The organism is Streptomyces sp. B3I8 (genome assembly GCF_030816915.1).
In the GTDB taxonomy this organism is placed as follows: Bacteria; Actinomycetota; Actinomycetes; order Streptomycetales; family Streptomycetaceae; genus Streptomyces.
On sequence record NZ_JAUSYN010000002.1, the window covers coordinates 1014367 to 1034529 of the forward strand.

Consider the following 20163-nt stretch of genomic DNA (forward strand, 5'->3'; position numbering starts at 1 on the left):
CTCCCTGGTCCTGACAGGGCCCCCCTCGCCGCCCGCGCCCCGCATTACGGTGTCGGTATGGGTGGCACGAAGGACGACGAATCCGGCAATCGGCTCGGCAGCTATCTGCGTGCCCGGCGTGAGCTGGTCTCCCCCGAGCAGGCGGGGCTCCCGCCCGGCGGCAACCGGCGGGTGCCCGGTCTGCGCCGTGAGGAGGTCGCCCTGCTCGCCGGGATCAGTCCGGACTACTACCTGCGCCTGGAACGGGGCCGGGACCGCAATCCCTCCCCCCAGGTGCTCGCCGCCCTCGCACGCGTCCTGCGGCTCGACGACGTGGAGCGGACGTATCTACTCGGCCTCACGCCCGCCCGCCCCCGGACACCGCGTCCCAAGCGGCCCGAACGGGTGCCGGCACGGGTGCACGAGTTGCTCGCCCACCTCTCGATCCCCGCGTTCGTCGAGGGCCGTGCCTTCGACGTTCTGGCGTCCAATCCGATGGCCGTCGCGCTCTCGCCCCGGCTGCGGCCCGGCGAGAACCGGCTGCGCTCCCTGCTCCTCGACCCCGAGGAACAGGCCTTCCAGCAGGACTGGGAGAGGGCGACCGCCGACATCGTCGCCGCGCTGCGCACTACGATCGGCGACGACACCGACAACCCCCGGTTCGTCGAACTCGTGGGCGAACTGGCCCTGTCCAGCGGGCGTTTCCGCACCCTGTGGGCCCGGCACGACGTGCGCACCCTGGAGGGCGGCACGGTCACGGTCCACCACCCGGTCGTCGGCGGACTGCGCCTGCACCGCGACAAACTGCCCGTCGGCGGAGTCCTCCTCGTCGTCTACTACCCGGACAAGGGCAGTGACAGCGACGAGAAGCTGCGGCTCCTCGCCTCCCTCTCGGAAACGGATTCCGCGGAGGCCGCAGACGCGCGGCCCGCCTACGAGGAGTCCGCCGACACGGGGTTCACCGATCCGGGACCCGCCGGCACGGGGTCCGTCGGCCCGACGCCGTAGCGCGCCGGGCCGGCGGGTTCGGTCACTCGACCCCGACGCTCGCCAGGGCGCGCCGCCCGTCCGATGTCGGACGGGCCGGGAAGTACAGGTAGCACACCCCGCCCGAACCGCTCTTGACCTGGCCGTTCGCGTCGTAGCGCTTGGTGCGCAGCCAGATGTTCTCGAACTCGCGTCGCCGGTAGACGCGGCGCACCTCGGCGTCGCTCGGCGCCGCGGGGTCGTTGGCGATCACGTCGCCGTCGGCGGTGAAGCCGATCACGGTCATCAGGTGCCCGGAGGTGCCGTAGCCGGCTCCCGTGAGCTCCTCCTTGAGGAAGGACTGCGAGGTGATGACCGGGATGCCCGCCGCGACCAGCGTCTCCACATCGGTGAGCGAGGTCAGCCGGGTCACCACGCCCTGCATGTCCGGGTAGGTGGCCGCGTAGGCCGCGTTGAACGGCCAGTTGCCGCAGCCCTCGTACTGGTAGTCGAAGGTGTACCGGGCCGCGTGGCAGACCTGGGGGTCGGCGTACGACGGATCCACCCAGGCCAGTTGCCCGGCGGTGGGCCGGCGGCCCCAGTACTCGACGATCATCTGGGAGGAGGTCGGGCTGCACCAGGCCTCGCCGCCGTTGTCGTACTGCGGGTACTGGCCCTTGTGGATCTCCTGCGAGTAGCGCGGGACGCGGAGTTCTCCGGCGTGCCCCGGCGTGGAGGCCGGCACCGTGAAGCGGTCGGGGACGTCGGAGCCCATGGCGCCGAGCCGCCACACGGTGGGGGTCTTCCGGGTGCCGGGGACGCGGTACAGGGTGAGGCGCAGCCGGTAGGAGGCCAGCCGCAGTCCGCTCGCGGCGTCGTCGATGGCGAAGGTGTCGGTCCAGACGCTGCTCCGGCCGTCGCTCTGGCCGTCGACGGAGGTGCGGCGGATGTCCTCGTCGCCCGCCGCCCAGCGGCCCATCACGTACCAGGGCGTGTCCGTGCCGTCGGAGTAGCGGCCCGACAGCTCGGTCTGGATCCAGGTGCCGGCCGGGGTGTGCGCGTTCCAGGAGGCGATGACCTCGGTGGCGGGCACGGAGAGGGTGTGGGCCGGGGAGGTCCAGGTGGCGTAGTCCCAGGTGGAGGTGCGGCCGGTGTGCGGGTCGGCGTAGTCGGTGCGGCCCGCGGGGATGTCGAGCACCAGGCCGGGACGGGCGCCGGCGACGGCGCGGGTGCCCTTGGACGTGCCGGAGCGCCAGTCGGTGGGGGAGGTCCAGGCGTGGTGATCCACGGTGCGTGCGGGCTTCGTTCTCGTCGGCCGGTGGGACGGGACGGCGACCGCGGGGGTCGCGGCGCCGGCCGCGGCGGCGACGGCCACTGCGGCGGTGAGGAGAGTGCGGCGGGAGGGCTGGGAAGGTCCGGTCATGCGTGTCTACCCCCGGTTGTCCTTGAGTCCTTGAGTGGTGGTCGGACGCGAGTGGGCCAACTATGGCCGCCGGACGCGGACACCTGCCAGCATTCCGACGCATCGGCGCGCCACCACTATTGGTCTCGACCATCGAAGAAAGCCGCGGGGGTCGGCCGAGCGGGTCGCAGTGAGCGGCGGTGATCCGCCGGACGCCGAAGGCACGGCAGACGGGGCCCACACGGCAGGCGCGGCGGAACCTAGGATGGTGCTGTTGGCTCTGCACAGGACTCGGCGCTCGGGGCTCGTCATTCAGCAGCTTGTTTCTTCGGTGCGGCGGACGCCGCCGTCGTGCGGGGACGTGCGGCTCGTCGGTGTCGACGGACACGCCGGGTCCGGGAAGAGCACGTTCGCGGAGCGGCTGGCCGAAGCGCTGGGTGACGCGCCCGTACTGCACCTCGACGACATCGCCACCCACGACCAACTGTTCGACTGGACCGAGCGGCTGCTGCGCGAGGTCGTCGAACCGCTGCGTGAGGGCCGCACGGCGCACTACCGCCCGTACGACTGGCGCGCGCGGCGCTTCGGACCGGCGCGCGCGCTGCCGCCCGCTTCCGTGGTTCTGGTCGAGGGGGTCGGCGCGGGGCGGCGGGCCCTGCGGCCCCATCTGGCGCGGCTGCTGTGGATGGAGCTGCCCGCCGAGGAGGCCTGGCGGGCCGGGCGGGAGCGGGACGGCGCGGAGCAGCGGGAGTTCTGGGCCGGCTGGATCCCGGCGGAGCGCCGGCACTTCGCCCGTGACCCGTCGCGGCCCTTCGCCGATTGGCTGGTGCGGCGGACGGGCGACAGGAACGACGGGAACGCTGCCGGGCCCTGCGAGGAATATCTGGTGCTGCCGGGGCCCGTGGGGACCGCCTGACGGGGGATTCCCTCACGGAGGGTGACGGATCGTCAGCGGCGTGTCGATTTCGTGAAGGCCCTGCTCATCGACGCGCGCGACCGGGCCTTCCCGCGGCTTGACCGGGGCGCCGTGCACGTCCTACGTTTTCGCTGTGCGGTTCGTCGGAGCCGCCCTCGCACGCGAAGCCCCCGGTTGTTCCCCCGTGATCGGGGGCTTCGTTCCGCCCGCGGCCCCTTTCCCGTGCGCCGAGCGGCGCGCAGTGCTCACTCACCGTCACCGGCGCGTGTGCGCCCCCGTGCTCCCACCTCGCACAACGGCCCGGACGGCACCCTTCGATGGGTGGCTGCCCCGCAGGTACGATGCCCTCGGCGCGACCGGGGCCGCCTGGTCGTACCACTGCAACTCCGGTCCGCGGTACAGCGGTTCGAGGACTGCCGACGGGTACCTGCCCGGCGGTGAACCATCGGGGGCACGGTTTGTGGGGGACGTGATGGACTTCGGCACGCAGGGCCCCGAGGCTCCGGCCGACCTCGCCTGGCTGCGGGGCGTGGACGCCTACACCATGGGCGCCTACCCGCAGGCCGAGGAGGAGTTCCGGGCCGCGGTGCGGATGGACCCCGGGATGGCGGACGGCTGGCTCGGGCTGCACGCGCTCCGCGTCGACACGACGACCGCCCTGCTGCGGATGTTCCACCACCGGGAACGCTTCGGGGAGCAGCGGGCCCGGCACCGGCGCACCTTCAACTCCTGGTACTGGCTGGGCTGGTGGGTACAGCCGGTACTGGAGAGCCCGCGTGATCTGCTGCTGGCGCACGCCTCGCACTGGCTGGACGGCCGGCACGTGCCGGAGCTCGACCGGGCCCTCGCGGGGCTGCCGCCGATCGACACCGACCCCCAGGTCCGTTTCCTGCACGCCTGCCGCGCCTATCTGGTCAAGGACTGGGAGCAGCTGGTCCGGCACACCGATCCGCTGATCGACGACACCCTGCTCGGCATCGAGGCGGGGCTGTTCGGCGGCATGGCCCGGGTGCGGCTGGAGATGTTCGGGCAGGCGGAACCGCTGCTGTCGGCCGCGCTGATGCGGTGCCGCAGCGAGCAGCCGCAGCGCAAGGAGCTGCGCTACTGGCTGGCGCGGGCGCACGAGGGCACGGGCCGTTCGGCGGCCGCGCTGCCCCTGTACCGGGCGGTGCATCGGGTGGACCCGGCGTTCATGGACACCTCGGCCCGGCTCGCGGCGATAGCGGAGGGGGACGGGTACGAGGACGCGGCCGGTCTCGCGGCGGTCACCCTCGCAGGCATCGGCCAGGATCTGCTGGACGGCCCGGACGGACTCGACGGGGTCGACCCGCTGTTCGGTGCCGGCGCGGAGGGGTGGGACCTGCGGACCTCCCCCGAGCCCGAGCCGCCCACCGTCCCCGGAGTTCCCGGAGTTCCCGGAGTCCCGTCCGCCCCGGTCGTCGCGGCGCCGGCCGCCGACGCGGCCCGGGAGCGGACCCCGGGGACGGGCTCGCCGCTGCCGACCGGGCCCACCGATCCGGTGCTGCTTGAACAGGCACTCGCGGAACTGGAGCGGATGGTCGGGCTGGAGCCGGTGAAGCGCCAGGTCAAGGCGTTGTCGGCGCAGCTCAACATGGCGCGGCTGCGGGCCGGTCAGGGGCTGCCCGTGCAGCCGCCGAAGCGGCACTTCGTCTTCTCGGGCCCTTCCGGCACCGGCAAGACCACGGTGGCGCGCATTCTCGGCCGGGTGTTCTACGCGCTCGGGCTGCTCGGCGGCGACCATCTGGTGGAGGCGCAGCGGGCGGACCTGGTCGGCGAGTACCTCGGGCAGACGGCCGTGAAGGCCAACGAGCTGATCGACTCGGCGATCGGCGGCGTCCTCTTCGTCGACGAGGCGTACGCCCTGTCCAACTCCGGGTACGGCAAGGGCGACGCGTACGGCGACGAGGCGCTGCAGGTGCTGCTGAAGCGGGCGGAGGACAACCGGGACCACCTGGTGGTGATCCTCGCCGGGTACCCGGAGGGCATGGACCGGCTGCTGGCCGCCAACCCCGGGCTGTCCTCACGGTTCACCACTCGGGTGGACTTCCCCTCGTACCGGCCGCTGGAGCTGACGTCCATCGGGGAGGTGCTGGCGGCGGAGAACGGTGACGTCTGGGACGAGGAGGCGCTGGACGAGCTGCGCTCGATCGCCGGGCACGTCGTGGACCAGGGGTGGATCGACGAGCTGGGCAACGGACGGTTCCTGCGCACGCTGTACGAGAAGAGCTGCGCGTACCGGGACCTGCGGCTGTCCGCGTGTCCCGGTACGCTGACCCGGGACGACCTCGCCACGCTGCGGCTGCCGGACCTGATGCAGGCGTACGGGGAGGTCCTGTCCGGGCGGAACCCGCAGGACCCGTCGGCGCTGTAGCCGCGACGACGGGGCGGGCGAGCCCCCTGCGCCGGGGGCAGGACGTGAACCCCTGAGCCGGGGAGCGGCGGGACGACGGCCGGTGAGCCGGTGGCGGCGGGACGGAGACCCGTGAGCCCCCGTCCCGCCGTGCGCTACGCCACCGGGGTCTGCGCCCCGTCGGCGCTGAGCCGGTGCGCCGGGTCCCGTACCTCGCCGACCAGTAGCTCCAGTACGTCCTCCAGGGCGACCAGGCCCAGCACCCGGCCGGAGGCGTCCGCCACCTGCGCCAGGTGGGTCGCGGCGCGCCGCATCACCGTCAGGGCGTCGTCCAGCGGCAGTTCGGCGGCCAGGGTGGTCATCGGCCGCCACACGTGCTGCGGCACCGCGCGCTCGGACTCCTCGAGGTCGAGGACGTCCTTCACGTGCAGGTAGCCCATGAAGGCGCCGTTCTCCGCGGCGACGGGGAACCGGGAGTATCCGGTCCGGGCCGTCAGCGCCACGATCTCCCCCGGGGTGACCGCGGGGCGCACGGTCACCAGCGAGGTGCGGTCCAGGAGGACGTCGGTGACCGGACGGGAGCCCAGTTCCAGCGCGTCCTCCAGTCGCTCCTGCTCCTCGGGGTCGAGCAGTCCGGCCTGGCCGGAGTCCTCCACGAGCTGGTTGAGCTGCTCGCTGGTGAAGACCGCCTCGACCTCGTCCTTGGGCTCCACCCGGAACATCCTGAGGACCAGTCGGGCGCAGGCGCTCAGGAAAGCCGTGACGGGCCTGCACAGGCGGGCGAAGGCGACCAGGCCGGGGCTGAGCCACAGCGCGGCCTTCTCGGGGGCGGCCATCGCGAGGTTTTTCGGCACCATCTCGCCGATGACGAGGTGGAAGAAGACGACGGCGGCGAGCGCGAGGACGTACCCGAGGGGGTGGACCATTCCCTCGGGTAGGCGGATCGCCGTGAAGAGGGGCTCCAGCAGGTGCGCCACGGTGGGCTCCGCGACGGCGCCGAGGGTGAGGGAACAGACGGTGATGCCGAACTGGGCCGCCGCCATCATCTGCGGCAGCCGCTCCAGGCCGTACAGCACCTGGCGGGCCCGGGTGGTGCCGAGCGGCTCGATCTGGCTGCGCCGCACGGAGACCAGGGCGAACTCGGCCCCGACGAAGAATCCGTTCGTGAGCACCAGCAGCGCGGCGAACAGGAGTTGGACGACGCTCATCGCACGGCCTCCGCGGCGGAACCGCTGCGGGCGGTCCGCCCGGCGTGCGCGGAGGTGTCCGCGCCGCCGTCCGGTGCCGGTTCGGGGCCGCTTCCACCGGTGCCCCCGCGGGGATCCCCCGCCGGCGCCGCGCCGCCGGAGGCGGCGTGCGACAGCACGGCCCCGGTGCTCGGGTCGTGCGCCGCGGTCATGCTCCGGGGCGCGGCCGACGCCGCCGCGGGGGTCGGTGATGCCGCGGGGCCGCCGCCGGTCGCCTGCGCCTGCGCCGCGGCGGTGCGCGCCGGGGCGGATGCCGGTGGCGCGGTGCGCGGGGCCGGTGGGGACGAGGCCGCGGGGCACTCCGGCGCCGGGTCCGTGCGGGTCAGGCGGACGCGTTCGGCGCGGTAGTGGTCCACCTGCCGGACGGTCAGGCGCCAGCCGGGAAGGTCCGCGCGGTCGCCGGGGGCGGGGATGCGTCCGAGGAGGTCGGCGACGAGGCCGGCCACCGTCTCGTACGGCCCCTCCGGCGCTTCGAGGCCGATGCGCCGCAGCACGTCGACCCGCAGGCCGCCGTCGACGTCCCACGACGGACGTCCGTCCTCGGGCGGGGCGACGGCGAGTTCGGGCAGGTCGTGGCCGTCGTGCTCGTCGCGGACCTCGCCGACGAGTTCCTCGACGATGTCCTCCAGGGTGACCACGCCGGCCGTGCCGCCGTACTCGTCGACGACGACGGCGATGGGCTGCTCGCTGCGCAGCCGCGTCAGCAGCGGCCGCACCGGCAGGGTCTCGGGGACCAGGACCGGCGGCTGGGCGATCCGGCCGACGGTGGTGCGCAGCCGGTCGCGCACGGGCACGGCGAGCGCGTCCTTGAGGTGGACCATGCCGACGATCTCGTCGATCTTCTCCCGGTAGACGGGGAAGCGGGACAGTCCGGTGGCCCGGGTCAGGTTGACCACGTCCTCGGCGGTGGCGGAGGACTGCAGGGCGCTGACCTTCACGCGGGGGGTCATCACATGCTGGGCGGTGAGGTCGCCCAGCGACAGGGTGCGCACGAAGAGGTCGGCCGTGTCCTGCTCCAGCGTGCCTGCCCGCGCGGAGTGGCGGGCCAGCGAGACGAGTTCGCCGGGGGTCCGGGCGGAGGCCAGTTCGTCGGCCGGTTCCACGCCGAGGGCCCGTACGAGCCGGTTGGCGACGGTGTTGAGCGCCGAGATCACCGGGCGGAACAGGCGGGCGAACACGTGCTGGGGGCCCGCGACGAAGCGCGCGACCTGCAACGGCCGGGACACCGCCCAGTTCTTCGGCACGAGCTCGCCGATCACCATCTGTATCGCGGAGGCCAGCAGCATGCCGACCACCACCGCGAGCCCGGAGCCGACGCCGCCCGACAGGCCGAGGGCGGCGAACGGGCCACGCAGCAGTTCGGCCAGCGCCGGTTCGGCGAGCATGCCGACGACGAGGGAGGTGATCGTGATGCCGAGCTGGGTGCCGGAGAGTTGGAACGACAGGTGCTTGAGCGCCTCGACGACCGTGCGCGCGCGCCGGTCACCGTCGGCGGCGGCCTTCTCCGCCTCGGGCCGCTCGACCGTGACCAGGCCGAACTCGGCGGCCACGAAGAAGCCGTTGGCAAGGATCAGTACGAATGCCGCTGCCAGGAGCAGCAGGGTGAGGGTCATGATGCCGCCGCCCGAGCACGCGCGCGGAGGGGGTCCGCGCTATGTCGGCAGGGGGCGGCGCAGGTACTGCAGGACGGTCCGTCCATCGCCGGAGGGAGTCACTCCTCGGTTAGCAGGAGCCCCAGGGCACCGGGCGGTGCGGCAGGGGCGGAGGCGTTGTGTCAACGCCTCCGCCCCCAAGATTAATCAAGACATGGCCGGATGCGGCAGGGCCGGCTTCCCCGACTCAGCCCTGATGTTCCGCGGAGGGCGGCTCGGGGTCGTCGACGGAGTGGGCCCGGACGAGCGCGCGCAGGGCCCGCGCGTCGGCGACGGCGCGCGCCCGGGCGATGCCCGGCTGGATGCCCAGCGCGGGCAGGCTGGTTCCATCGCTGAGGTCGAGGAAGACCCACGCGTCACCCGGGCGCAGATTGACCTGGATGATCTGCGCCCATTCCAGCCGGCGCCGGCTGGTGATGTTCACCACGGTCACCCCGGAGTCGTCGGCGGTGATCCGGGGCCGGGAGAGGAGGACGAGTATCCCGGCGAGCAGCAGGGCGGTGAGCAGGAAGCTGAGCCGCTCACCGGGTCCGAGCTGTTCGAGCAGGAACGCGACGACCGTGATCACGACGACGATCGCCACGGCCGCCGTGAGCAGCACGGCCCGGGTGCGCCCCGGCCGGAAGGTGACCGGCAGGGCGGGCACCTCCGGAGGGCCCGCAGCACCCGGGGCATCCGGAGTACCTGGGACGTCCGGGGCGCCCGGGACGTCCGGGGCGCCGGCAGGGCCGGAGGAGGCAGGCGGTGTCGGCATGGTGTCGCTCCGGCCGGTCAGAGGCGACAGGCGTGGATCGCCGTGGTCAGGATGGCGCGCGCGCCCAGGTCGTAGAGGTCGTCCATGATCCGCTGCGCCTCCTTGGACGGGACCATGGCACGCACGGCGACCCAGCCCTCGTTGTGCAGCGGGGAGACGGTCGGCGACTCCAGTCCCGGGGTGAGCGCGACGGCCTTCTCGAGCTGTTCGACGCGGCAGTCGTAGTCCATCATCACGTACGTCCGGGCCACCAGGACGCCCTGGAGCCGGCGCAGGAACTGCTGCACCTTGGGCTCCTCGACGTCCGCCCCGGTGCGGCGGACGACGACCGCCTCCGAGGTCATGATGGGCTCGCCGAAGACCTCCAGGCCCGCGTTGCGCAACGAGGTCCCGGTCTCGACGACATCCGCGATGACCTCGGCCACACCGAGCTCGATCGCGGTCTCCACGGCCCCGTCGAGGTGGACGACGGAGGCGTCGATGCCGTGCTCGGCGAGGTGCCCGGCGACGATGCCCTCGTAGGACGTGGCGACGGTCAGGCCGGCCAGGTCCTTGACATCGCCGACGGTGCCCGGCTTGCCGGCGAAGCGGAAGGTCGAGCGGGCGAAGCCCAGCGGAAGGATCTCCTCCACCTGCGCGCCGGAGTCGACGAGCAGGTCACGTCCGGTGATGCCGATGTCGAGGCGGCCCGAGGAGACGTAGATCGCGATGTCTCGGGGGCGGAGGTAGAAGAACTCGACCTCGTTGACCGGGTCGACGATCCGCAGTTCCTTGGACTCCCGGCGCTGCTGGTAGCCGGCCTCATGCAGCATCGCCGCCGCAGGGTCTGACAGGGAACCCTTGTTGGGGACGGCGATGCGCAGCATGAGGTCGGCTTCCTTTGCGTGAGTGAGGCGCGTGAGTGGGTCAGGAGTGCGGAACGACGCGATGCGGAGGGATGTGACGCGGAGCGGGGAGGGACGGGAGGCGGTGCGGGGCCGGACGGCTCACAGATGGGCGTAGACGTCGTCCAGGGAGATGCCGCGGGCGACCATCATCACCTGGACGTGGTACAGCAGCTGCGAGATCTCCTCGGCCGCCGCCTCCTTGCCCTCGTGCTCGGCGGCCATCCAGACCTCTGCGGCTTCTTCGACGACCTTCTTGCCGATGGCATGCACGCCCTTGCCGACCAGTTCCGCGGTGCGGGAGGTGGCGGGATCGCCGTGGGCTGCCTTGTGCTGGAGCTCGGTGAAGAGCTCCTCGAACGTCTTATTGGACATGGTGGTCCTCACCCTACGCGGTCCGGACGGTGCCTCAGTGCCAGGGTTCGGATACCGAGCGGAGCGTGGCCGCGGTGGCGACCGCCGCCGTCACCGCCTCGTGGCCCTTGTCCTCGCTGGAGCCCGCGAGGCCGGCCCGGTCCAGGGCCTGCTCCTCCGTGTCGCAGGTGAGGACGCCGAAGCCGACCGGGACGCCGGTCTCGACGGAGACCTGGGTCAACCCCTGGGTGACGCCCTGGCACACGTAGTCGAAGTGGGGTGTGCCGCCGCGGATGACGACGCCCAGGGCGACGACGGCGTCGTAGCCGCGGCCCGCGAGGACCTTGGCGGCGACCGGGAGTTCGAAGCTGCCGGGGACCCGGAGCAGCGTGGGCTCGTCGATGCCCAGGTCGCCGAGGGCGCGCAGGGCACCGTCCACCAGTCCGTCCATCACCTTGTCGTGCCACTGTGCCGCGACGACGGCGACCCTGAGGTCGCTCACGTTCCGTACGGACAGCTCCGGTGCGCCCTTGCCACTCACGTTCTCGTGTCTCCTGAAGGTGGTCCGACCGGACTGCCCGGCCGTGTCGTGTTCCTGCTTCTTGCTTCTTGCTTCTTGCTTCTTGCTTCTTGCTTCTTGCTTCTTGGTGCTTGCTTCTTGGTGCTTGCTTCTTGGTGCTTGTTACTGGTTGCCGCAAGGGGACGCGGTGGCCGTGTCCAGCCAGGGCAGGTCGTGCCCCATCCGGTCCCGTTTGGTGCGCAGGTAACGGAGGTTGTGCTCGCCGGCCTGCACGGGCATGGGTTCCCGCGCGGTGACCCGTACGCCGTGGCGTTCGAGCGCGTCGGTCTTGTCCGGGTTGTTGGTCAGCAGCCGGACGCTGCGCACCCCGAGGTCGGCGAGTATCCGCGCGCCGGCGCCGTAGTCCCGGGCGTCGGCGGGCAGACCCAGTTCGAGGTTGGCGTCGAGGGTGTCGCGGCCGCGCTCCTGGAGTTCGTACGCGCGCAGCTTGGACATCAGGCCGATGCCGCGCCCCTCGTGGCCGCGCAGGTAGACCACCACCCCCCTGCCCTCGCGCTGGACGAGCTCGAGGGAGGCTTCGAGCTGCGGTCCGCAGTCGCAGCGCAGGGAGTGGAAGACGTCGCCGGTGAGGCATTCGGAGTGGACGCGCACCAGGACGTCCTCGCCGTCGCCGAGGTCGCCGTGGACGAGGGCGATGTGCTCGACACCGTCGGCGGTGGCGCGGTAGCCGTGCGCGGTGAACTCGCCGTGCGTGGTGGGCAGTCGGACCTCGGCCTCGTGGCGGACGGCGGGCTCGGCGGGCCGGGCGGTCCCGGCGGAGCGGCGGTAGGCGACCAGGTCCTCGATGGAGATGATCGTCAGGCCGTGCTTGCGGGCGAACGGCACGAGGTCGGGCAGCCGCAGCATGCGGCCGTCCTCGCCGGCGATCTCCACGATCGCGCCGGCCGGGCGCAGGCCGGCGAGCCGGGCCAGGTCGACGGCGGCCTCGGTGTGGCCGTTGCGGGTGAGGACGCCCCCGGGGCGGGCGCGCAGCGGGAAGATGTGGCCGGGGCGGACGAGGTCGGCGGGCTCGGCGGTGCCGTCCGCAAGGAGCCGCAGCGTGGTGGCGCGGTCGGCGGCGGAGATGCCGGTGGTCACGCCGTGCGCGGGGCCCGCGTCCACGGAGACGGTGAACGCGGTCTTCATGGACTCGGTGTTGTCGTCGACCATCTGGGGCAGCCGCAGCCGGTCCAGTTCCGCGCCCTCCATGGGGGCGCAGATCAGGCCGCGGCACTCGCTCATCATGAAGGCGACGTGCGCGGGGGTGACCTTCTCGGCGGCCATGACGAGGTCGCCCTCGTTCTCACGGTCCTCGTCGTCGACGACCACGACCGGGCGGCCGGCCGCGATGTCGGCGATCGCCTGTTCGACGGGGTCGAGCGCGAGGTCGTCGAGGAGGTCGGTGCTGTGCAGGACGGGCGCCGTGGTCATGCCGTGGCTCCTTCCAGGACGGGCCGCGTGCCCCGGCGGGAGCGCAGCCACCAGTCGCGCAGGCCCCACAGGACGAGCGCGCCGTAGAGGACGTAGACGAAACCGGAGAAGGCGAAACCGTTGGCGAAGTTGAGCGGGACACCGACGGCGTCGACGAGCAGCCAGGCCAGCCAGAACTCGACCATGCCGCGGGCCTGGGCGTACATCGCGACGATCGTGCCGACGAAGATGTACGCGTCCGGCCAGGGGTCCCAGGACAGCGACGGGTACGCCTTGAACACGGCGGCGACGGCGACCGTGCCGACTGCGGCGACCGCGATCAGCGCCGCGCGCTCGCGCCAGGTGGCGAACCGGACGGCGATGTGGCCGTCCTCGGCCCCGTCCCGGCCGCGGTTCCACCGCCACCAGCCGTAACCGGCGACGACCATGACGACGATCTGCTTGCCGGCGCTGCCGGAGAGGTGGGCGGTGGCGAACGCGGCGAAGAGGACGATGCCGGAGAGGAACTGGGTGGGCCAGCTCCAGATGGACCGGCGCCAGCCGAACGCCAGACCGACCAGGCCGATGACGTTGCCGATCATGTCCGACCACTTGATCTGCTGGTCGAAGAGGGTGAACGCCTGCGAGTTCAGCCAGTTCACCGCGCCGCCTCCCGGTCCGCGTCCACGGTCACGCTGACGTTCGCGTTCGCGCCGAGCAGCCGCTCGACGTACTTGGCGACGATGTCGACCTCGAGGTTGACCGGGTCGCCGGGCTGCTTGCGGCCCAGCGTGGTCAGGGCGAGCGTCGTGGGGATCAGACTGACGGTGAAGTGCGCGTCACCGGCCTCGACGACGGTGAGGCTGATGCCGTCGACGGTGATGGAGCCCTTCTCCACGACATACCGCGCGAGGTCCGCGGGGAGGGAGACCTTGACGAGCTCCCAGTTCTCGGAGGGCGTACGCGCGAGGATCTCGCCCGTGCCGTCCACGTGGCCCTGCACGATGTGCCCGCCGAGGCGGGCGCCGACGGCGGTGGGGCGTTCGAGGTTGACGCGGGAGCCGACGGCTAGGGCGCCGAGGCTGGAGCGCGTCAGGGTCTCCGCCATGACGTCGGCGGTGAACTCGTCGCCCTCGTGGTCGACGACGGTGAGACAGACGCCGTTGACGGCGATGGAGTCGCCGTGCTGCGCCCCCTCGGTGACGACGGGGCCACGGAGCCGGAAGCGGGCGGCGTCGCCGAGGTCCTCCACGGCGGTCACTTCGCCCAGCTCTTCGACGATTCCGGTGAACACTTCCCGGGTCCTCCTGCCTCTTCGGGCACGGACTCCGGGGGCTGTCGGAACGACAGACTCGTACGGGAGGAACACCTGGGGCGACGCCGAGCGGACGCGTCCTGGGGCGCGTGGTGCGGGGCCGCGCGAGAGATCTCGCGGGTCCGCACGGTCGCGTGTCCCTGAGGACGAACCGGTACGGCGGCGCGCACGAATGCCCGCCCGCCGCGCACTGCCTCCCATCCGGACTTTAACCGTCGGTCCAGGAATTTCACCTGGTCAACCGGCCGCTGGAAGCGACCGGGTCGCGGACTGTAACCGCCGGTTCGGACTTTCACCGACCCCGGAGTGCGCTGCTTCTGGTACAGACACAGTGTGCCACGCCCATGCGGGTGAGTGACTGTGCGGTGCCTCACAGACAGCGGTGCCTCACAGACAGCGGTGCTTCGCAGAGACCGGCTACGGGAAGCCCGGCGGCGGGCAAGGGCCGTCGTCACCACCGCCGGGCCGCCGGCGAACGCCGCTACGCGCACGGCGCGCGACGTCAGGGCTGACGGTAAGTGGTCTGGACCAGACGGTCAATGGGGCAGCGCCCGTAACCGTAGGGGGCGCGGGGAACCGCGCGCGACCACCGACCGCCTGCCGGAGAAAACACATGCGGGGTCGCAGGGACGGAGCACCTGAAGGGCGGGAGGGGCAGGGGCGGCGGGGGCGATGAACCCGCCGGCACAGCCGGACCGGACGTCAGCCGAGCTGCGCCGCAGCCGCGAACACCGCCCGCTGCACCGCGTCACGGGCCATCAGGAGCGCGCCACGCAACACCGCCGCGCCTCCCAGCTCCCCCACCCGCACCTCCGTCGGCAGCGGCGACATCCCCGCCAGCCGCTCCGCCACGCGCCCCGCCAGCTCCTCCCCGCCGGCCTGCCCCACCTCGCCCCCCAGCACCACACACCCGGGATCCAGCACCGCGACCACGGACGACACCCCGATCGCCAGCCGTTCGGCGAGCGCGTCGAGGAACAACTCCGCGCCGCCGTCGATCCCCGCCCGCACCAGCCCCGCCGCATGCGCCCCCGGCTCACCCCCGGGCGCCGTCACCCCGTACCGCTCCGCGAGCCGCACCACCGCCGCCGCCCCCGCCAGCGCGTGGAATCCGCCCGCGCAGTCGGTCGCCGACGGCAGCCCCCCGGTCCCCGGCACCGGCAGGAACCCGATCTCCCCGGTCCCGCCGGAGGCACCCCGCCGCAGCGCGCCGTCGAGCATCACCGCCGCCCCCGTGCCGTGCCCCAGCCACAGCAGCACGAACGTGTCGCGGTCGCGCACGGCCCCGTCGCGCCGCTCGGCCAGCGCCGCGAGGTTGGTCTCGTTCTCGACGATCACCCGCGCGGGCAGCCGCTCCTGCAACGCGGCCACCAGCCGCCGGTGCCACTCGGGCAGGCCGGAGGAGTCGCGCAGCTCCCCCGTGGCGGGGTGGATCAGCCCGGGTGCGCCGATCCCGACGGTGTGCAGCCGGTCGACGCCGGCCTCCTTGGCGGTGCGCTCCACCAACGTCACCGCCTGCTCGACGGCCGGCCCGGTCCCCGTGCCGTCGCCGATCGGCACGGAGGCCTCGGCGAGCACCACGCCGAGAAGATCGGCGACGACGACCGTCACCCCCTCGGTGCGCACGTCGAGCGCGGCCAGATGCGCGCGCCCCGCGACGATCCCGTACAGCCGCGCGTTCGGCCCGCGCCGCTGCTCGCCCGACTCCCCCACCACCTCGATCAGATCGGCCACGGCCAGGCGTTCGACGAGGTCGGCGACCGTGGGCCGGGACAGTCCGGTGAGCTGCTTCAACTGCCCGGCCGTGAGCGGGCCGTGCTCCTGCAGCAGCCGGAGTGCGAGCCGGTCGTTGATGGCCCGGGCGGTACGCGGGGATGCGGGCATGCGGGGATCCTCCCAGACGGGACGGACGGCCGGGGGCACCCGTCACCCCGGGCACCGGACCGCAGGCCACGGCCCCGGTAACAGGCCGCCGACCGCCCGACCGTAAAGCGGCTATCTATCAGGCAGGGTCCCTGATAGTTTACGCCGGTCGCCGGTCACTGCGGATTCACGGCTCCAGGGAGGGAAGAGGCACCATGGCGGACGTGCACGGAACGGGCCACAGGGTCCATGACAGGCAGCGCGTGAGGCGGGCGCGGTACGCCGTGGCGGCCGTGTTCGCCGTGCACGGCGCGGTGACCGGCTCGTTCGCGACCCGGGTGCCCTGGATCCAGGACCACGCCTCGGTGAGTGCGGGCCAGCTCGGCCTGGCGCTGGCCTTCCCGGCGTTCGGCGCGGCCGCGGCGATGCCGCTCGCGGGCCGGATCACCCACCGCTTCGGTTCCCGCGCCGCGCTGCGCGGCCTGCTCGCACTGTGGACGCTCTCCCTGATCCTGCCGTCGCTGGCGCCGAACGTGTACGCGCTGTGCCCGGCGCTGTTCGCCTACGGCGCGGCGGCGGGCATGTCGGACGTGGCGATGAACGCGCTGGGCGTGGAGGTGGAGAACCGTCTCGACAAGTCGATCATGTCCGGGCTGCACGGGATGTGGAGCGCCGGCGCCCTGATCGGCTCGGCCGGCGGCACCCTCGCCGCGCACCTGGGCAGCGACGCGCGCGTGCACCACGCGCTGGCCGCGGCCGCCTTGACCGTGCTCGGCCTCGTCGCCTGCCACTGGGTGCTGGACCTGCGGCCCGCCGAGGACGAGGAGCCGCCGCCCCGGTTCTCGCTGCCGCCCCGGTCCGCGCTGCTGATCGGCGCGGTCGGTTTCTGCGCGGTGTTCGCGGAGGGCGCGAGCCTGGACTGGTCGGCGGTGTACCTGCGGGACCGGCTGGAGACGTCGGCGGGCCTCGCGGCGGCCTGCACCACGGGCTTCACGCTCACCATGGCGGTGGCGCGGCTCGTGGGCGACGCGGTGGTGGACCGGTTCGGCGCCGCCAGGACCGTACGCGTGGGCGGCGTACTGGCGACGTTCGGCGGGCTGATGGTCGTACTGGCCGGGCACCCGGCCGTCGCCATGGGCGGCTTCGCGCTGATGGGCCTCGGCATCGCGGTGGTCGTCCCGCTGTGCTTCGCCGCGGCCGGCCGCAGTGGGCCGAACCCGAGCCAGGCCATCGCGGGCGTCGCGACCGTCACCTACACCTCGGGCCTCGTCGCCCCCGGCGCGATCGGCACACTGGCCCAGGCGACGAGCCTGATGGCGTCGTTCGGCCTGGTGACACTGCTCGCCTGCGGGCTCGCGGTGTTCGCCGGAGTGCTGCGGGTCGGCGACCGCGACCGGCAGAAGATCAGCGGTGGTCCGGGTGCAGCAGTTCCCGACCCACGGCCCTGAACCGCTCGCTCCAGGGTGCGGGCCGCAGCGTCGCGGGGTCGAGACGGACCAGCACCCGGCTGCCGCGGGCGTACGTCAGGGCCCCGTCCGCCGAGCAGAACCGGAACCCGTACGTGAGCCCGGTGGTGCCGAGCCGTTCCAGCCACAGGTGCACGGCGTACGCGCCGGGGCGGCTCACCGGCGCCTCGTACCCGATCCGCAGCTCCCGCACCGCGTTGCAGAAGTCACCGGCGGCCTCCCAGTCCCCCTCGTACCCGCCGAACCCGTACCCCTGCCACAGCTCGGCCCAGGCGCGTTCGACCATGACCGGGTAGCGGGCGTTGTGCAGCAGCCCGAGGGCGTCGAGGTCGTCGAAGTGGACGGCGATGGGTATCAGCCGCCCGTACGACAGTGCGGGCGCGGCCGGGGCTTCGGCGGTCACTGGGCGGCTCCTGGGGAGGGGGCGGGAGACGGGAGGGTCGTTCTCGGCCGGCCCGCCGACGCCGGCCGGGCCGGGCCACCCCACCCATCCTAAGCGACCGCTCAGCAGCGCTGAGCAGGGACTCCGCCCATGACTCGGCCTGCGGGACAGGCGGAGCGTGCGGGGCGGGCGTCGGCGGGGTGCCGCCGCCCCGCCGCTCTACGGCTGCCGCTCCTCGTCGTCGTACTCGGTCAGGCCGCCGTCCAGCAGCGCCGGCTGATAGGTGCCCGCCGCCTTGGACAGCCAGCGCAGGCAGTGGTAACCGGCCAGCACGAGCAGGGTGCCCAGCGCGATGCCGCTGAGCTCGAAGTTGTCGGAGATCTTCAGGCTGACGCCGCCGATGCCGACGATCAGTCCCGCCGCCGCCGGGATCAGGTTGAGCGGCTGCCCGAAGTCGACCTTGTTGCGGATCCAGATCTGGGCGCCGAGCAGACCGATCATGCCGTAGAGGATCACGGTGATGCCGCCCAGTACTCCGCCCGGGATCGCGGCGACGAACGCGCCGAACTTGGGGCAGAGCCCGAACAGGAGCGCGAAGATCGCCGCGCAGAGGTAGGCCGCGGTCGAGTAGACGCGGGTCGCCGCCATGACGCCGATGTTCTCCGCGTAGGTGGTGGTGGCCGGGCCGCCGGCGACCGTCGAGACCATGGTGGCGGCCCCGTCCGCCATGATGGCCGTGCCGAGCTCGTCGTCCAGCGGGTCGCCCGTCATCTCACCGACGGCCTTGATGTGACCGGTGTTCTCCGCCACCAGGGCGATCAGAACCGGGAGGGCCACGACGATCGCCGACGTGCTGAACGCGGGCGCGTGCAGATCGGGGAAGCCGACCCAGCCGGCCTGCTGGACCGACGTAAGGTCCAGGCGCCAGTGGTCCGTCACCTTGCCGCTGCCGTCCACGGAATGGATCTTCCCTGCGGTCAGATCCAGGACCCACGACAGCAGATATCCGAACACCAGGCCGAGGAAGATCGCGATGCGCGACCAGAAGCCGCGCAGCACCACCAGAGCCAGGCCGGTGAAGCCCATCGTGGCCAGCGCCGACCACTGGTCCTGCGGCCAGTAGGTCGAGGCGGCCACCGGGGCCAGATTGAAGCCGATCAGCATGACCACGGCGCCCGTCACCGCCGGCGGCAGTACGGCGTGGATGACCCGCGATCCGAGGAAACGAATCACCACACCGACCACGGCGAGCGCGAGCCCCACGACGAACAGTGCACCGGTCAGCTCCGCCGGTCCCCCGCCCTGACTCCCGATGACCGCCGCCACGCCGACGAAAGAGAGCGACGACCCCAGGTAGCTGGGGACCCTTCCGCGTGTGATGACGAGGAACAGCAGCGTCGCCACCCCCGAGGCCATCAGACCGAGACTCGGATCGAGCCCCATGAGCACCGGGGCGACGAAACACGCGCCGATCATCGACACGACATGCTGAGCGCCCAGCCCGATCGTCCGGGTCCAGGTGAGCCGCTCTCCCGGCCGGACGACCTCACCCGCTTCCAGGCGGCGCCCATCGCCGTGCAGCTTCCAACCAAAACCCGACATCAAGCACACTCCGTTCGTTCAGTACCGCAAGAAAATATAGGGTGTGCGGTCACCCGACCGGACCGCCGAGGCGCCGACCACCTGCTGCCGCGGAGTTCGACCGGGGAGCGGCCCCACGGCCGGTCGCTGCCGACCGGGAAACAGTGTCCGGACACGGCCTCCGGTCAGGCCGCGGGCCCCGGCCGCCCTCCCCTCCCCCGCCCGGCCCAGTCCTCACGTCCCCCGTTGTGGGGAATGCCGTCGGCCCCGGCCGCCCCGGTGGCGGGGGCCTGGGACGCTGCGTGCATGGTGCGGTTGCAGGAGTCCGTGGTCGGTGTCGACGGCGTCGTGGCCCGTATGCGTGCGCTGGGCGCGGCCTGGCCCGAGGGGGACGGCGTGGGGGTGTTCAACGGGGTCTACCTCGCGGTCACCGAGGAGCTGGACCGGCGCATCGACGCCGGTGAGTTCCCGGATCGCAGGGGCGCGAGCACGCTCGACGTCCGCTTCGCCGAGCGGTACCTGACGGTGGCCGAGCGGGGGCCGGTACCCGCGTGCTGGCGGCCGTTGTTCCAGTTCCGCCGGCATCCGGGCGTACGCCCGCTGCAGTTCGCCCTCGCGGGGATCAACGCGCACGTCGGGCACGACCTCGCCCTGGCGGTTGTGGACGCCTGCCGGGTGCTCGGCTGCGAACCCGAGGACCTGGAGGCCGGCTTCGAGCACGTCGGCGATGTCCTCGTCGCACTGGAGGAACGTATCCGCGAGGAGCTGATGCCGGGCCCCGACCTGTTGCAGGTCGCCGATCCGCTGACCCATCTGCTGGGCTCGTGGAGCCTGGAGCGGGCCCGGGAGGCGGGCTGGTCCGCGGCCCGCGCGCTGTGGGCGCTGCGCGGGCTGCCGGAGCTGGCGGAGGAGTTCGCCGCCCGCCTGGACGCGGTGGTCGGCCTGGCGAGCCGCATGCTGCTCACCCCGCTGGGCCGCTGGGGCCCATGCAGCCCCTACGGGCCGTAGGGGCTGCATGGGCCCGGCCCTCAAGGGATGCACGGGCCCCCGCCTCACCCGCCC

Annotated in this window: 16 protein-coding genes, 2 pseudogenes and 1 riboswitch; of the genes and pseudogenes, 5 read left to right on the top strand and 13 right to left on the bottom strand. The window is 72.8% G+C overall.

The window, feature by feature from the left end; all coding sequences use genetic code 11:
- The first annotated feature begins 57 nt into the window (after positions 1-57).
- Entirely contained in the window at positions 58-987 is a 930-nt protein-coding gene (locus QFZ64_RS06750; RefSeq protein WP_307063347.1) for a helix-turn-helix transcriptional regulator, read from the top strand.
- Between the two features lie 22 nt (positions 988-1009).
- On the opposite strand, the gene QFZ64_RS06755 is transcribed toward QFZ64_RS06750, so the two are convergent.
- Positions 1010-2368: a peptidase C39 family protein gene (locus tag QFZ64_RS06755; RefSeq protein ID WP_307063349.1), complete on the bottom strand. Its 1359-nt coding sequence runs from the start codon at positions 2366-2368 to the stop codon at positions 1010-1012.
- A 244-nt stretch (positions 2369-2612) separates the two neighbouring features.
- Between QFZ64_RS06755 and QFZ64_RS06760 the strand changes: the two are divergent.
- A pseudogene (locus QFZ64_RS06760) lies at positions 2613-3364 on the top strand (uridine kinase).
- 371 nt (positions 3365-3735) lie between these two features.
- Positions 3736-5655, top strand: a complete 1920-nt coding sequence (locus tag QFZ64_RS06765) for an AAA family ATPase (RefSeq protein ID WP_307063353.1) — start codon at positions 3736-3738, stop codon at positions 5653-5655.
- A gap of 134 nt (positions 5656-5789) precedes the next feature.
- On the opposite strand, the gene QFZ64_RS06770 is transcribed toward QFZ64_RS06765, so the two are convergent.
- The 10 genes and pseudogenes from QFZ64_RS06770 to QFZ64_RS06815 form a co-directional block, all read right to left on the bottom strand.
- Entirely contained in the window at positions 5790-6842 is a 1053-nt protein-coding gene (locus QFZ64_RS06770; protein WP_307063355.1) for a hemolysin family protein, read from the bottom strand.
- 326 nt (positions 6843-7168) lie between these two features.
- Positions 7169-8494: pseudogene (locus tag QFZ64_RS06775) on the bottom strand (hemolysin family protein); the annotation flags it as partial.
- Between the two features lie 226 nt (positions 8495-8720).
- Positions 8721-9287 carry a PH domain-containing protein gene (locus QFZ64_RS06780; RefSeq protein WP_307063357.1) on the bottom strand — a complete coding sequence of 189 codons (567 nt, stop codon included), beginning with the start codon at positions 9285-9287 and terminating at the stop codon, positions 8721-8723.
- A gap of 17 nt (positions 9288-9304) precedes the next feature.
- Positions 9305-10153, bottom strand: a complete 849-nt coding sequence (hisG, locus tag QFZ64_RS06785; RefSeq protein WP_307063358.1) for an ATP phosphoribosyltransferase — start codon at positions 10151-10153, stop codon at positions 9305-9307.
- Positions 10154-10273: 120 nt separating this feature from the next.
- The gene (locus QFZ64_RS06790; RefSeq protein WP_280888420.1) at positions 10274-10546 is read right to left on the bottom strand and encodes a phosphoribosyl-ATP diphosphatase; all 273 of its coding nucleotides are present in this window, start codon (positions 10544-10546) and stop codon (positions 10274-10276) included.
- 34 nt (positions 10547-10580) lie between these two features.
- The gene (ribH, locus tag QFZ64_RS06795; protein WP_307063360.1) at positions 10581-11066 is read right to left on the bottom strand and encodes a 6,7-dimethyl-8-ribityllumazine synthase; all 486 of its coding nucleotides are present in this window, start codon (positions 11064-11066) and stop codon (positions 10581-10583) included.
- A gap of 141 nt (positions 11067-11207) precedes the next feature.
- The gene (locus QFZ64_RS06800; RefSeq protein WP_307063362.1) at positions 11208-12515 is read right to left on the bottom strand and encodes a bifunctional 3,4-dihydroxy-2-butanone-4-phosphate synthase/GTP cyclohydrolase II; all 1308 of its coding nucleotides are present in this window, start codon (positions 12513-12515) and stop codon (positions 11208-11210) included.
- On the bottom strand, positions 12512-13156 hold the full coding sequence (locus QFZ64_RS06805; protein ID WP_307063363.1) for a nicotinamide mononucleotide transporter family protein: 645 nt from the start codon (positions 13154-13156) through the stop codon (positions 12512-12514). The genes QFZ64_RS06800 and QFZ64_RS06805 overlap by 4 nt, the downstream gene beginning before the upstream one ends.
- On the bottom strand, positions 13153-13788 hold the full coding sequence (locus QFZ64_RS06810) for a riboflavin synthase (protein WP_307063364.1): 636 nt from the start codon (positions 13786-13788) through the stop codon (positions 13153-13155). Before QFZ64_RS06810 ends, QFZ64_RS06805 begins: the two co-directional genes overlap by 4 nt.
- A gap of 204 nt (positions 13789-13992) precedes the next feature.
- Positions 13993-14123: riboswitch (FMN riboswitch) on the bottom strand.
- A 388-nt stretch (positions 14124-14511) separates the two neighbouring features.
- Positions 14512-15693: an ROK family transcriptional regulator gene (locus QFZ64_RS06815; RefSeq protein WP_307063366.1), complete on the bottom strand. Its 1182-nt coding sequence runs from the start codon at positions 15691-15693 to the stop codon at positions 14512-14514.
- 194 nt (positions 15694-15887) lie between these two features.
- Here QFZ64_RS06815 and QFZ64_RS06820 point away from each other — a divergent pair, with 194 nt between their 5' ends.
- Positions 15888-17120: an MFS transporter gene (locus QFZ64_RS06820; RefSeq protein WP_307063367.1), complete on the top strand. Its 1233-nt coding sequence runs from the start codon at positions 15888-15890 to the stop codon at positions 17118-17120.
- On the opposite strand, the gene QFZ64_RS06825 is transcribed toward QFZ64_RS06820, so the two are convergent.
- Together QFZ64_RS06825 and QFZ64_RS06830 are read right to left on the bottom strand one after the other, a co-directional pair.
- A complete protein-coding gene (locus QFZ64_RS06825; protein WP_307063368.1) occupies positions 17077-17541 on the bottom strand; it encodes a thioesterase family protein in 465 nt (154 codons plus the stop codon). The genes QFZ64_RS06820 and QFZ64_RS06825 overlap by 44 nt on opposite strands.
- A 198-nt stretch (positions 17542-17739) precedes the next feature.
- Positions 17740-19122: a uracil-xanthine permease family protein gene (locus QFZ64_RS06830; RefSeq protein ID WP_307063369.1), complete on the bottom strand. Its 1383-nt coding sequence runs from the start codon at positions 19120-19122 to the stop codon at positions 17740-17742.
- 285 nt (positions 19123-19407) lie between these two features.
- Here QFZ64_RS06830 and QFZ64_RS06835 point away from each other — a divergent pair, with 285 nt between their 5' ends.
- Positions 19408-20109, top strand: a complete 702-nt coding sequence (locus tag QFZ64_RS06835; RefSeq protein WP_307063371.1) for a DUF5995 family protein — start codon at positions 19408-19410, stop codon at positions 20107-20109.
- Positions 20110-20163 lie beyond the last annotated feature (54 nt).

Bases quoted from the DNA above. Each gene is read 5' to 3' on its own strand.
- QFZ64_RS06820 (WP_307063367.1), top strand. From the start codon at position 15,888: ATGGCGGACGTGCACGGAACGGGCCACAGGGTCCATGACAGGCAGCGC.
- QFZ64_RS06755 (WP_307063349.1), bottom strand. From the start codon at position 2,368: ATGACCGGACCTTCCCAGCCCTCCCGCCGCACTCTCCTCACCGCCGCA.
- QFZ64_RS06835 (WP_307063371.1), top strand. From the start codon at position 19,408: ATGGTGCGGTTGCAGGAGTCCGTGGTCGGTGTCGACGGCGTCGTGGCC.
- QFZ64_RS06765 (WP_307063353.1), top strand. From the start codon at position 3,736: ATGGACTTCGGCACGCAGGGCCCCGAGGCTCCGGCCGACCTCGCCTGG.
- QFZ64_RS06815 (WP_307063366.1), bottom strand. From the start codon at position 15,693: ATGCCCGCATCCCCGCGTACCGCCCGGGCCATCAACGACCGGCTCGCA.
- QFZ64_RS06750 (WP_307063347.1), top strand. From the start codon at position 58: ATGGGTGGCACGAAGGACGACGAATCCGGCAATCGGCTCGGCAGCTAT.
- QFZ64_RS06800 (WP_307063362.1), bottom strand. From the start codon at position 12,515: ATGACCACGGCGCCCGTCCTGCACAGCACCGACCTCCTCGACGACCTC.
- QFZ64_RS06790 (WP_280888420.1), bottom strand. From the start codon at position 10,546: ATGTCCAATAAGACGTTCGAGGAGCTCTTCACCGAGCTCCAGCACAAG.
- QFZ64_RS06770 (WP_307063355.1), bottom strand. From the start codon at position 6,842: ATGAGCGTCGTCCAACTCCTGTTCGCCGCGCTGCTGGTGCTCACGAAC.
- QFZ64_RS06830 (WP_307063369.1), bottom strand. From the start codon at position 19,122: ATGTCGGGTTTTGGTTGGAAGCTGCACGGCGATGGGCGCCGCCTGGAA.
- hisG (WP_307063358.1), bottom strand. From the start codon at position 10,153: ATGCTGCGCATCGCCGTCCCCAACAAGGGTTCCCTGTCAGACCCTGCG.
- QFZ64_RS06780 (WP_307063357.1), bottom strand. From the start codon at position 9,287: ATGCCGACACCGCCTGCCTCCTCCGGCCCTGCCGGCGCCCCGGACGTC.